Source organism: Streptococcus sp. V913 (genome assembly GCF_054353455.1).
Genome location: NZ_JBTHHX010000001.1, coordinates 1 through 12664, shown reverse-complemented (window position 1 = coordinate 12664; position 12664 = coordinate 1). Strand labels below are relative to the sequence as shown.

Genomic DNA, 12664 nt, shown 5'->3' with positions numbered 1-12664 from the left:
AAATAAATTTAGGTTATTCTCTATACCACCTCATTCAACGTTCGGTTAATATAGAGTTCTTTAGAATATAATAGAAACCTTAAAGAAAACTTAAACATATTTTTTGAAATACAAGAAAAAGCTAGGAAAATTATGGCATCCATTTTTGTAAATTTAAGAATATAATTGTTTACACTTATCTCTACGATGTTTTAAACTATTGTTAGACTTTTGCCCCTAAAATTGGTAAAATAAAAAGAAAATAATAGAAAAAGGAAACTGTAAACCGTCATGATGAACATGCAGAACATGATGCGCCAAGCACAAAAACTTCAAAAACAAATGGAACAAAGTCAAGCAGAACTCGCTGCCATGGAATTTGTTGGAAAATCAGCTCAGGACCTTGTCCAAGCAACTCTGACTGGAGACAAAAAAGTTGTCAGCATTGACTTCAACTCAGCAGTTGTAGATCCAGAAGATCTCGAAACCCTTTCTGACATGACTGTTCAAGCGATTAACGCTGCTCTTGAACAAATTGATGAAACTACTAAGAAGAAACTAGGTGCTTTCGCTGGAAAATTGCCTTTCTAATCCACAAAAAAAGAGAAACATCTGTTTCTCTTTTTTTCTTAGAAATCAAAGAATTCCATTGCTTTCTTTAAGAGTAATTCCGTGTATTCCGGATCATCTTGAGCCATTGTGACTTGTGACTGGACCATTTCAAGATCATCCGTTATCATGCCATCTGCTCCAAGTCTGACTGCCTTATCAAAGGACTCAGAACTATTCACAGTCCAAACATATAGTTTCTGATCTGTTGTCCAGAGCTTGTTGACAAAGTATTCATCCAAAGTTGAATACTCCATGGTATAGCCAGTCGCCTTGGTTCTCGGAAACACACTATTATATGGCAGAATGAAGTATACTGGAATTTCAGAATCATAAGCCAAGACCTTATCAATCACATGATAGTCTAGTGACTGCATCTGGTGGCCATATTTCTTGATAGTCGCTCCATACTTTTCGAGAAAATGGTCCATCATTTGTGGACTATCTTTTTTACTGGTTTTAATCTCAATCAGCAATTTTTGGTTTAAAGCATTTGCGCGTTCTAAATAATCATCAAAACTTGAAATCTTTGTTTGATAGCCATTCTCGTAAATATCTGTATTTGTTAATTCATCCAGAGTTAAGTCTTGCGGTGTAGCATTAATTCTTGCTAGCGATTTAAGGTTAGCATCGTGCATCATCACGAACTGACCGTCTTTCGTTTCCTGAACATCCATTTCAATGAGATCTGGTTTTAGTTGAGCTGTTTTTTCCAAAGACTGCACAGTATTTTGAACACCATTTTTATTACTTACTCCTCTGTGCGAAATCACTAAAGGTGTATTGGTATCCGGAGACTCCAAATAGATGTAACCTTCTAAAGCAAAGAAGATACTTGCACACCCCATGACTCCCCACCTCATCAAATGGTCTTTCTTTCGCCTTGGCATGATCTCCAACTCTTCTCCTGTCAGGAAGGAAACAAACTTCACTAGGAAATAAGTCAGAGTCATGTAATGGAGGTTTTTAATCAAGATAAAATTAATCACACCAAGAATCAAGGATTCTTTTTGAGTAAAATTATCCATTACCGCCTGAGCAAAGAGCAAGGGAATTAACAAGACAAAGAAGAAGAGATAGGTTTTAATGATAATGAGTAGAAGATGCCAAGAGAAGAAAAGGACGTTTTTCTTCGTCTTTTGGAGACTATATTTCACACTTTCTCTTACTGTCTTTCTTTCAAAGAGTATCTTAGGAAGGGCAAACATGAAGCGAACAGAAATGTAGAGAAAGATCCAAGCGGATGCTATGATCAACAGCCCTACCAGCCAGTTCTTATCTTCTAGGTATGTAACGATAAAATCAGGGATAATAATCTTATTGAGATAGTAGATTTTTAAAATTTTCCTAATAAAAGGAAAAAGTAGAGCTACATAAAAGAAGACAAAGGCCATCTTGCAAAAGCTCAATCGTTTGACAAATAGAAAACTCTGGTGAAAGACTTTTCGACTATATTCAATCAGGGTTCTCTTTTCATGGTAGAGAAGGTGACGCGCCCCAATGAACAAAAGACAGATTTGAAAATAAGCCACTAAAAGATTGATTACTATTAAAATGAGAAAGGCTAAACTGACAAAAGGCGAGCCTTGTATAATCGCCCAAAAGTTATTGTAGGAGATAAACAAGTAACCTGTTTGTCTTAGAAGTATGGCAGCTATCCATGAATTCAATGGCAACCAAACAAACTCTACCATCATGAAAATCAAGAAAAATAGAAATAGTATTTTATCTAGGTTATAGTATATCTTCCTAAAACCTAGCTTTTTAGGTTTTTCAGGTTTCATAGGCACTCCTAGTCTAAAAATTGAGATAAATCTAAGCCACCGAAAGGATTATTCAGAGAAAAACTACTCTGGTCTTCTATTAATAGCTTTCCTTCATCCGATTCTAAAAAGGCTTCGTAAACACGCGCCGTCATGCGGGCATCCTCTAAACTGTTATGAGACTTCCCGTGAAAACCTAAAAAATTCGCGACAGTTTGTAATTTAAGATTAGCTATCCCGTGTAGGTCAGAACTACGCCGTTCAAAAGCCTCATCATATAGATCAACCTTATACTGGTCACGATAATCGATACCGTGCTCCAAGAGAATAGGCAGATCACTCTTGGCCGCATTGTAACCAACCATAGGTAAATTACCAGCAAAGGTCTGAAAATCCCTTAAAACTTGTTCCACCATTGGCGCATCTTTCAAGGTTTCAGCTGTGATTCCAGTTAAGCCATTGATAAAACTCTTCAAAGGTGCTGTAGTATGAACATAAGAATCAAAGGCACCTATTTCTTGACCATTTTGAAAGCGAACTGCTGATACTTGAATTAAATGGGTAACCCCTTCGTATTGATTGAACTCCAAATCAAAGGCAATATAATCTCTTAATTTTTCCATTTTTTACCTCAGTTCCGACTCGATTTAAACCTAAACCATAAATAATAAAAGAAGCTATCAGGTTAGTGAATAACCCAAACAGCTTCTTTATTTTCCTCCAAATAAGCGAGCAAAAAAGCCTTTTTTGGTAGCTTGAACTTCTTCTTTTGCTTGGTCCAACTCTAGTTTTAAACTTTCTTGATCCTTCATAGCTTGAAGAGTTAATTGTTGCTGTTGGTCCAATTGTTTGTCCTTTTCAGCAATCTGTCGATCTTTAACACGCATCTGTTCATCTTTTTCTGCCAACTGCTGGTCTTTGGCCTTGAGTTGCTCATATAAACGAAGAATTTCAGCGTTTTTCTCATCGACCAAGATTTCCATCAGTTCACGTTGTTTGACATCATCACTGACTGGTTCATCTTCAAAAATCGTTTTTTTGTAGATTTCTTCTAGCTTAATCAAGCCACTTCGAGTAACTACAGTTACACCTTTGTCATTTTTTTTCGTGTCCTCTTCTGGAAGTTCTTTGACACGATTGTTGATTGCTTGACGAGAAAGTCCTAGGACCTCTGCAATCTCACTGACGGTCATTTCAATACTCATAATATCCTCTGAAACGTTTTCTAGCTTTTCTTTACTTAAATCTTATCATAAGCTAGATAAACTGTCAAATTTCCGCTTAATCTAAGGCTTTTAAAAAGGCTAGTAATACTTGGGCAGAACGGCGTCCAGCTTCGATAATAAACTCATCAAAAGAGATAGAAGCTTCGTGATTGGCATTGTCGCTCATGGCACGAATGACTAAGAAAGGTAGGCCAAGAGCCTGAGCTGCCTGTGCAATCGCTGCCCCTTCCATTTCAACTGCTAAAACATCTGGAAAGTGGGATTTGATACTAGCAATCTTATTATCTCCAGCTATAAAGCTATCCCCTGTAGCAATCAAGCCTAGGTGCCATGTCTGCTCTAATTGAGATAAGTTTTCTTTAATCCCAGCGATGAACTTCTTATCGGATTCAAAGTAAAGAGGTTGACCAGCCATCTGACCATAAGCATAGCCAAAAGCAGTTACATCCACATCATGGTAAGCCAATTTATCCGCAATCACTACATCTCCAACGGCAATCCCTTCTGCAAGAGCACCTGCTGATCCTGTATTGATAACGGCATCTACTAGGAAGTGGTCAGCTAACACCGCTACACTCATAGCTGACATGACCTTTCCAATCCCACTCTGAACTAGAACAACTTCTGTCTTGCCAACAGTGCCAGTGTAGTAAGTATTTCCGAGGACTTGGACTTCTTGTGCTCGGTCTAAATTCTGAGTCAAGTGTACGAGTTCTTCTGGCATTGCTGCAATGATTCCAATTTTCATTTTATTTCCTTTTCTATTACAAAAGTTTCATCGCCAACACAAGTAAAATCAAGAGTAGGATGACTGTAAATAAGATTCTATTTAATTTCGAGTTAAAAACATTTCTCTTGGTATTCTCAATGCGACGGCTCTTATGAATCGTTGGCTCTACTTCGATTGTTAAAGTATCTTGAATAGAATTATAGTCTCTAGAACGTGAATAACCAAAGTTTTGTGAAGAAGTTGATAAAATTTTAGTTTCCTCGTCATCTTGAAGAGGTGGCCCAGAGATTTTCTCCCCACGATTGGCACGTTCGATTATTTCATCTGTTAACAAAGGTTTTCCCATGGGCTACTCCTCTATTTCTTTTGCAATTCCCAGTACTGGATTGCCATAATCGTCTTGGCATCACAGATATGGCCAGACTGAATTAAGTTTTTTGCTTCTTCAAGGCTGACCTCTAGAACTTCCAAGGTTTCATCATCATCTTGCGGACGAGGATTTTCCACCTTAGTTAAATCTCTTGCGAGGTAGAGTTTTAATTTTTCGTTACAAAAACCAATAGCAGAGTAGAAATCATATAGAAGCTCTAACTTACCCGTATAGGCAACCTCCTCCTCCAATTCACGAAGGGCCGCCGACATGGGATCTGCATTTTCACCAATTTCCAGTTTACCAGCAGGAATTTCATAAGAGATAGCTTCAATAGCTTTTCTGTATTGCTTAACAAGGACGATTTTGTCCTCAGCTGTTACAGCTAGAACACATACGCCTCCATTGTGAAAAATCAGATCACGTTGGGCAGTTCCCTTCCCTTCTGGTAGTTCCACCTGATCTTGCACTAGCTTAAAAATAGGACCTTGGTAGATTTCCTTCCGGCTAATCGTTTTTTCTTCAAATTCCATGATAGACTCCTACTGATTCTTAGGATGATGAGGCAAACGTAATGCATATTCATCTTTATTAACTTGACGTCCACGTCCAATAGCAATGGCATCAGCTGGAACATCTTTTGTAATCGTTGAACCAGCTCCAACTAGTGAATTATCACCAAGTTCTACTGGAGCAATGATGGTTGAGTTTGATCCAACAAAGACATTGTTGCCAATGACAGTCTTGTACTTATTCTTCCCGTCGTAGTTAACTGTAATCGTACCTGCACCAAAGTTAACATGGCTACCCACTTCACAGTTTCCGATATAGGTTAAATGACCTGCCTTGGTATTTTCACCGATTGAAGATCCTTTTACTTCAACAAAGTTTCCAATGTGAACTTGAGAAGCAAGACTTGAGCCTGGACGAATATGAGCATACGGACCGACTGTCACACCATCTGCAACTGTACTTTCCTCAATCATGGAATTCGTAATCACAGCTCCAGCTCCGATAGCGCTATCCACGATATAAGTTCCATTTGTTAAAACAGTTTCCGCCCCAATCTTCGTTTGACCTTTCAAGGTAACGTTGGCTTCGATTTGAACTTCAGGTGCAATCTCGACATCAATATCAATGTAAGTTGCTTCAGGATTGACAAAGCTAACACCATTAACCATGTGCTTTTGATTGATACGGCGGCGCATCACTTCTTCCGCAGTGGCAAGAGCCACACGGTCGTTTACTCCAAGACTTTCATCAAAATCCTTGAGAGTATAGGCGCCAACCTTCTCACCTGCGTTACGGAAAATACCAATCACATCAGTAATATAGTATTCACCTTGGGCATTGTTGGTGTTGATGTTTTTAAGGGCCTCAAAAAGACGTTCATTGTCGAATACATATGTTCCTGTATTGATTTCCTTAATTTGCTTTTCAAAATCTGTGGCATCTTTCTGCTCCACAATGCGAAGAACTTCAGCATTATCGTTACGGACGATACGACCATACCCAAAAGGATCTGCTGCTTCAGCCGTTAAAATAGTCGCCACATTTTTGTGATTGATATGGAAATCCAAGAGATTTTTCAAACTTTCACCTGTGATCAGAGGAGTATCCCCAGCGATAACCAAGGTGTGGCCGATACGATTTTGGAGAATAGGCTCTGCCATCATGACAGCATGCCCAGTTCCTAGTTGTTCTGATTGGGTAACAAAGTCTGTCTGACCAGCCAATACTTGCTCAACTAGCTCCGCCTTGTGTCCCACAACAGTGACTGTTTTTTTAGGTTGAATAGCACCAACACTACGAAAAACATGTTCCAACATCGAAATTCCTGCTACCTTATGAAGTACCTTTGGAAGATCTGATTTCATGCGAGTACCTTTACCCGCTGCTAAGATAATGGCATAATTTGACATACTATTCTCTTTTCTGTAAAAATTCCCTTATATTATACCATAATTTACTTCCTTAGGAGTAAACAAACAGAGAAATAGGGGAAAACATGCTAGTTCATTCATCTTTTCAACGTTTTCTTTGATTTTTTTATCTATTTACGTTAAACTAATTAGATATGAGAAAAGAGATTCATCCAGCTATTATTTTTAGTCTATTCACCATTGTTATAGCTATTTTAATCTTTAATAAACCAGCTTATGAAGACCATTCGGTCAAGTCAAAAAGTAACACTGTCCAAGTTGAAAACCAGGCCTTGCATAATCTTGATAAACCTATTATTGACATTTCTGGTTGGCAAAGACCGGAGGAGATAAACTACGATATTTTATCTCAAAATATTTCTGGAGCTATTGTTCGCGTACACAGTGGTACTCAACACACGGAAGCAAATGATGCAGCCTTTATCAACGGGGTCGATAAAGCCTATAAAAATCACATTTCAGAATTTCAAAAGCGCAATGTTCCCGTAGCCGTCTATGCTTATCTAGCTGGTACGAACAAAGAAGAAATGGAAAAAGCGGCTGAAGTTTTCTACAATTCTGCTTCTCCATACAACCCTAGTTATTACTGGCTTGACGTTGAGAAAAAAACAATGGCAGATATGAATGACGGAGTCGAAGCTTTTCGAGCTAAACTTGAATCGCTGGGCGCTAAAAATATCGGGATTTACATTGGTGTTTATTTCATGCAAGAACACAGTATCAATACAGATAAGTTCACTGCTATTTGGATTCCTTCCTATGGAACTGACTCTGGTTATTTTGAAACTAAGCCAAATACTGATTTAGACTATGACCTCCATCAGTATACTTCCAAAGGAAAAATTGCAGGATTTGAACATCACCTAGACATCAATCTCATTTCTACTGATAAGGAAAAAGAAGAAACCTTCAGAAAGCTATTTTTAAGACCATAAAGCAAGTGAAAGTCGCAACTTTTTCACTTGCTTTTTCATTTTTTTGCTGTCTGTGTTATAATTGATAAGATAGAGAAAGAAATTTATGAAATTGAGGAGTCTAATATGTTTTCATGGATTGCAAGAGTTATCAAAGGAATCGTCATCGCCTTAGGATTTATCCTACCTGGAATTTCTGGTGGTGTTCTAGCAGCGATTTTGGGGATCTACGAGCGAATGATTGGCTTTCTTGCCCATCCCTTTAAAGATTTTAAAGAAAATGTCCTATACTTTATCCCAGTAGCCATCGGGATGTTGCTAGGTATTGGTTTGTTTTCCTATCCAATTGAGTATTTGCTAGAAAATTACCAAGTCTATGTTTTATGGAGCTTTGCTGGAGCTATCATCGGTACAGTTCCTAGCCTCCTTAGAGAATCTACTCGAGAATCTGATCGTGACAAGATTGACCTAGTCTGGTTCTGGACTACCTTTATCCTTTCAGGTCTAGGGCTCTACGCGCTAAACTTTGTTCTTGGTTCTCTCAGCGCCAGTTTCGCTAGTTTCATCTTGGCAGGTGTTCTTTTAGCTCTTGGTGTCTTGGTGCCTGGTTTAAGTCCATCAAATCTACTCTTGATTTTAGGACTGTACGCTCCAATGCTAACTGGCTTTAAGACCTTTGATTTATTTGGTACCTTCCTTCCTATCGGGATTGGTGCAGGAGCAACTCTCATTATCTTTTCAAAATTAATGGACCATGCCTTGAACAATTACCACTCCCGTGTTTATCACTTTATTATTGGGATTGTGCTATCAAGCACTCTCTTGATTTTGATTCCAAATGCTGGAAGTGCTGAAAGTATCCAATACACTGGACTTTCTATCGTGAGCTATGTTCTCATCGCCTTCTTCTTTGCACTTGGCATTTGGCTTGGTATCTGGATGAGTCAATTGGAGGATAAGTATAAATAATGGCAAAAAAAGTAAAAATTAAAAAAACTCTTGTCGAGCAAATCTTAACCAAAGCAGGAATTGAGCATACAGGGATTCAAATCAATGCGCTTGAGGGTGAACTTCCTTCGGAATATGATCGAACACATATCTTTAAAACCTTGGCTCTGCTGGGGGACAAGACAGGCCCAATTATCGGAATCGTCCCCATAACAGAACACCTCGCTGAAAAAAAATTAGCAAAGGTTTCTGCTAATAAAAAAGTGAGTATGATTCCACAAAAAGACCTAGAAAAAACGACAGGCTACATTCATGGAGCTAATAACCCCGTCGGCATTCGCCAAAAACACAACTATCCTATTTTTATTGATAAAACAGCTTTAGATTTAGACAAAATGATCGTCTCTGCTGGGGAAGTCGGGCATAGTATCATTATTGCTCCACAAGATTTGGCTAGCTTTGTGAAAGCAGATTTTGCAGATATCTTGGAGGAAAACAACTGATGAAACTCTATTTTGTTCGCCATGGGCGCACCCTCTGGAATCTTGAAGGACGTTTTCAAGGTGCTAGCGGTGACTCTCCCCTTCTTCCAGAATCCATTGACACCCTAAAGCAACTTGGTCAGTATCTCAAGGAAATTCCTTTTGATACGATTTATTCTAGTGATTTACCCAGAGCGGTCAAATCTGCTGAAATTATCCAAAGTCAACTCCAATCCCCTTGTCCTTTGAAGAGCATTCCTGACCTACGTGAATGGCAACTTGGCAAACTAGAGGGATTAAAAATCGCTACGCTCAATGCCATTTACCCACAACAAATAAAGGCCTTTCGCTCTAATCTGGCCCAGTTTGATACGAAGATGTTTGAAGCCGAGTCCCTCTACTCTACGACTCAGCGAACCATTCAATTTATCAAATCTCTGAAAGGAAGTCCAGCTGAAAACATTCTAATCGTTGGTCATGGTGCAAATCTCACTGCTAGTCTACGTACTCTCTTAGGCTATAAAGAGACTCACCTTCGCAAAGATGGAGGCTTGGCCAATGCTAGTCTGACAGTTTTAGAGACCGATGATTTTGAAACCTTCACTCTGGAAAGATGGAATGACACTTCTTATCAAAGAAAATAATGAAACTTGATCCCAGCGGTCAAGTTCTTTTTAGTTTTCAAAGAATATCCGTGAATTTCTCTGCTATTTATGATAAAATGGGAGTATCGCAAAAAATGACTCATCGTATCAAATTTTGAGTAAAATTAGGAGGAACCCATGTCTACAGAACATATGGAAGAACTAAATGACCAGCAGATCGTTCGCCGTGAAAAAATGGCTGCGCTCCGTGAACAAGGAATCGATCCCTTCGGAAAACGTTTTGAACGTACTGCTAACTCTCAAGAACTAAAAGACAAATTTGCAGAACTTGATAAAGAACAATTACATGAATTAAACGAAACTGCTACTATCGCTGGACGCTTAGTAACTAAACGTGGAAAAGGGAAAGTCGGCTTTGCCCATCTTCAAGACCGAGAAGGTCAAATCCAAATCTACGTTCGTAAAGATGAAGTTGGTGAAGAAAACTACGAAATCTTCAAAAAGGCTGACCTTGGTGACTTCCTTGGTGTCGAAGGTGAAGTCATGCGTACAGATATGGGAGAGCTCTCTATCAAGGCAACTCACATTACACACTTGTCTAAAGCACTTCGTCCGCTTCCAGAGAAATTCCACGGTTTGACAGACGTTGAAACGATTTACCGTAAACGTTACCTTGACTTGATTTCTAACCGTGAAAGCTTTGAACGCTTTGTCACTCGTTCAAAAATCATCTCTGAAATCCGTCGTTATCTAGACCAAAAAGGTTTCCTTGAAGTGGAAACACCTGTTCTTCATAATGAAGCCGGTGGTGCTGCTGCCCGTCCATTTATCACTCACCACAATACCCAAAACATTGACATGGTGCTCCGTATCGCTACTGAGCTTCACTTGAAACGTCTTATCGTTGGGGGTATGGAACGTGTCTATGAAATTGGCCGTATCTTCCGTAACGAAGGAATGGACGCTACTCACAACCCTGAATTCACTTCTATCGAAGTTTACCAAGCTTATGCAGACTTCCAAGATATCATGGACTTGACGGAAGGTATTATCCAACACGCTGCTAAGGCAGTTAAGGGTGATGGTCCAGTTAACTATCAAGGTACTGAAATTAAGATCAATGAACCATTTAAACGTGTTCACATGGTAGATGCTATCAAGGAAATTACTGGTGTAGACTTCTGGCAAGACATGACTTTCGAGGAAGCTAAAGCTATCGCTGCTGAGAAGAAGGTTCCAGTTGAAAAACATTACACTGAAGTTGGTCACATCATTAATGCCTTCTTTGAAGAATTTGTCGAAGAAACCTTGATCCAACCAACCTTTGTCTATGGACATCCAGTAGCTGTCTCTCCACTCGCTAAGAAAAATCCTGAAGACGAACGCTTTACTGACCGTTTCGAGCTCTTTATCATGACTAAGGAATACGGTAATGCCTTTACCGAGTTGAACGACCCAATCGATCAGCTTAGCCGTTTTGAAGCTCAAGCAAAAGCTAAAGAACTTGGGGACGATGAAGCAACTGGCATCGATTACGATTACATCGAGGCTCTTGAATACGGTATGCCACCAACAGGTGGTTTGGGAATCGGTATCGACCGTCTCTGCATGCTCCTCACAGACACAACTACTATCCGTGATGTATTGCTTTTCCCAACAATGAAATAAACTCTAATCCTCTGGTCCTTGTCAGAGGATTTTCCAATACTAAAAGAGACTGAGATTGAACTGCATCCCAAAAGTTAGACAGAAAAAATCTAACTTTTGGGGTGTTTTTACTATGAAATTGAGTTATGATGATAAAGTTCAGATCTATGAACTTAGAAAACAAGGATATAGCTTAGAGCAGCTTTCAAATAAATTTGGGATAAACAATTCTAATCTTAGGTACATGATTAAATTGATTGATCGTTACGGAATAGAGTTCGTTAAAAAGGGGAAGAATCGATACTATTCCCCAGAATTAAAACAAGAAATGATTGATAAAGTTTTACATGAAAACTGGTCTCAAGATAGAGTTTCTCTCAAATATGCTCTCCCAAATCGTGGTATGCTTCCAAATTGGCTGGCGCAATACAAGAAAAACGGGTATACTATTGTTGAGAAAACAAGAGGGAGACCAGCTAAAATGGGACGTAAACGAAAGAAAACTTGGGAAGAAATGACAGAATTAGAACGACTCCAGGAGGAGAATGAACGCTTACGGACTGAGGTGGCCTACCTAAAAAAGTTAAAAGAGTTAGAGGAAAGGGACGAAGCCCTAGAGCGAGAAAGGCAGAAACAGTTAGAGAAATGGCTTCAGGAGGATTTCGACTAGATTTACTTCTTGAAACAGCACGTTTAGCTCGCCCAACTTACTATTATCAGTTGAAACAACTGGATGGGGTTGATAAAGATAAAGAGCTTAAAACCGAAATTCAGGCCATTTATAATGAACATAAAGGAAATTATGGCTATCGCCGAGTTACTCTCGAACTCAGAAATCGTGGTTTTGTAGTGAATCATAAGAAAGTTCAACGGTTGATGAGAATTCTTGGTTTAACGGCTCGAATTCGTCGGAAACGGAAGTATTCTTCCTACCGAGGAGAGATTGGCAAGAAAGCAGATAATCTCATTCAACTCCAGTTTGAAGCAACCAAACCAATGGAAAAGTGCTATACATATGTAACGGAGTTTGCCATTCCAGCAAGTACTCAAAAGCTTTACTTATCACCAGTTTTAGATGGCTTTAATAGCGAAATTATCGCCTATAATCTTTCAACTTCACCAAACTTAGAACAAGTGAAGAGTATGTTAGAACAGGCATTCACAGAGAAACACTATGAAAATACCATTTTACACAGCGACCAGGGCTGGCAATACCAACATGATTCTTATCATCGGTTCCTAGAGAGTAAGGGAATTCAAGCCTCCATGTCACGCAAGGGCAACAGCCCAGACAACGGCATGATGGAGTCGTTCTTTGGTATTTTGAAGTCGGAGATGTTTTACAGTTATGAGGAGTCGTTTCAGTCGCTTAAGCAATTGGAACAAGCCATTGTAGACTATATTGATTATTACAACAACAAACGAATTAAGGTAAAACTAAAAGGACT

At 39.1% G+C, this 12664-nt stretch carries 14 protein-coding genes; 7 read left to right on the top strand and 7 right to left on the bottom strand.

All coding sequences use genetic code 11. From position 1 onward, the window contains the following. Positions 1-270: 270 nt before the first annotated feature. Complete coding sequence (locus tag ACXYSL_RS00070) at positions 271-570, top strand: YbaB/EbfC family nucleoid-associated protein (RefSeq protein ID WP_458623601.1); 300 nt, start codon at positions 271-273, stop codon at positions 568-570. A gap of 38 nt (positions 571-608) precedes the next feature. Here ACXYSL_RS00070 and ACXYSL_RS00065 read toward each other — a convergent pair whose 3' ends face one another. The 7 genes from ACXYSL_RS00065 to glmU all read right to left on the bottom strand — a co-directional run bounded on the left by ACXYSL_RS00065 (position 609) and on the right by glmU (position 6599). Beyond that, a complete protein-coding gene (locus ACXYSL_RS00065) occupies positions 609-2372 on the bottom strand; it encodes a glycerophosphoryl diester phosphodiesterase membrane domain-containing protein (RefSeq protein WP_458623600.1) in 1764 nt (587 codons plus the stop codon). 8 nt (positions 2373-2380) lie between these two features. Beyond that, a complete protein-coding gene (locus ACXYSL_RS00060; protein ID WP_458623599.1) occupies positions 2381-2974 on the bottom strand; it encodes a 3'-5' exonuclease in 594 nt (197 codons plus the stop codon). Between the two features lie 87 nt (positions 2975-3061). Further along, positions 3062-3556: a chromosome segregation protein RocS gene (rocS, locus tag ACXYSL_RS00055; protein WP_000021249.1), complete on the bottom strand. Its 495-nt coding sequence runs from the start codon at positions 3554-3556 to the stop codon at positions 3062-3064. Between the two features lie 76 nt (positions 3557-3632). Beyond that, the gene (locus tag ACXYSL_RS00050; protein ID WP_458623598.1) at positions 3633-4325 is read right to left on the bottom strand and encodes a 5'-methylthioadenosine/adenosylhomocysteine nucleosidase; all 693 of its coding nucleotides are present in this window, start codon (positions 4323-4325) and stop codon (positions 3633-3635) included. A gap of 16 nt (positions 4326-4341) precedes the next feature. Further along, the gene (macP, locus tag ACXYSL_RS00045) at positions 4342-4653 is read right to left on the bottom strand and encodes a cell wall synthase accessory phosphoprotein MacP (RefSeq protein ID WP_000517856.1); all 312 of its coding nucleotides are present in this window, start codon (positions 4651-4653) and stop codon (positions 4342-4344) included. A gap of 11 nt (positions 4654-4664) precedes the next feature. Beyond that, positions 4665-5210: an NUDIX hydrolase gene (locus ACXYSL_RS00040; RefSeq protein ID WP_000393798.1), complete on the bottom strand. Its 546-nt coding sequence runs from the start codon at positions 5208-5210 to the stop codon at positions 4665-4667. Positions 5211-5219: 9 nt separating this feature from the next. Further along, on the bottom strand, positions 5220-6599 hold the full coding sequence (gene glmU / locus ACXYSL_RS00035) for a bifunctional UDP-N-acetylglucosamine diphosphorylase/glucosamine-1-phosphate N-acetyltransferase GlmU (protein WP_195215631.1): 1380 nt from the start codon (positions 6597-6599) through the stop codon (positions 5220-5222). Between the two features lie 155 nt (positions 6600-6754). Here glmU and ACXYSL_RS00030 point away from each other — a divergent pair, with 155 nt between their 5' ends. From ACXYSL_RS00030 to ACXYSL_RS00005, 6 genes are all read left to right on the top strand, one after another. After that, positions 6755-7555: a glycoside hydrolase family 25 protein gene (locus ACXYSL_RS00030; protein ID WP_458623597.1), complete on the top strand. Its 801-nt coding sequence runs from the start codon at positions 6755-6757 to the stop codon at positions 7553-7555. 105 nt (positions 7556-7660) lie between these two features. Continuing rightward, complete coding sequence (locus ACXYSL_RS00025; RefSeq protein ID WP_458623596.1) at positions 7661-8503, top strand: DUF368 domain-containing protein; 843 nt, start codon at positions 7661-7663, stop codon at positions 8501-8503. Next, a complete protein-coding gene (locus ACXYSL_RS00020) occupies positions 8503-8985 on the top strand; it encodes an aminoacyl-tRNA deacylase (RefSeq protein ID WP_458623595.1) in 483 nt (160 codons plus the stop codon). The genes ACXYSL_RS00025 and ACXYSL_RS00020 overlap by 1 nt, the downstream gene beginning before the upstream one ends. Then, the gene (locus ACXYSL_RS00015) at positions 8985-9608 is read left to right on the top strand and encodes a histidine phosphatase family protein (protein WP_070535217.1); all 624 of its coding nucleotides are present in this window, start codon (positions 8985-8987) and stop codon (positions 9606-9608) included. The genes ACXYSL_RS00020 and ACXYSL_RS00015 overlap by 1 nt, the downstream gene beginning before the upstream one ends. A gap of 138 nt (positions 9609-9746) precedes the next feature. Further along, on the top strand, positions 9747-11237 hold the full coding sequence (gene lysS, locus ACXYSL_RS00010) for a lysine--tRNA ligase (protein ID WP_458623594.1): 1491 nt from the start codon (positions 9747-9749) through the stop codon (positions 11235-11237). Between the two features lie 112 nt (positions 11238-11349). Continuing rightward, positions 11350-12664, top strand: a protein-coding gene (locus ACXYSL_RS00005) for an IS3 family transposase (RefSeq protein ID WP_458623593.1) whose coding sequence is annotated in 2 segments (ribosomal slippage) — positions 11350-11791 and positions 11791-12664 — 1316 coding nt annotated over the 2 segments. Because the reading frame shifts where the segments join, the coding sequence is not laid out codon by codon here. This gene is flagged as partial in the annotation.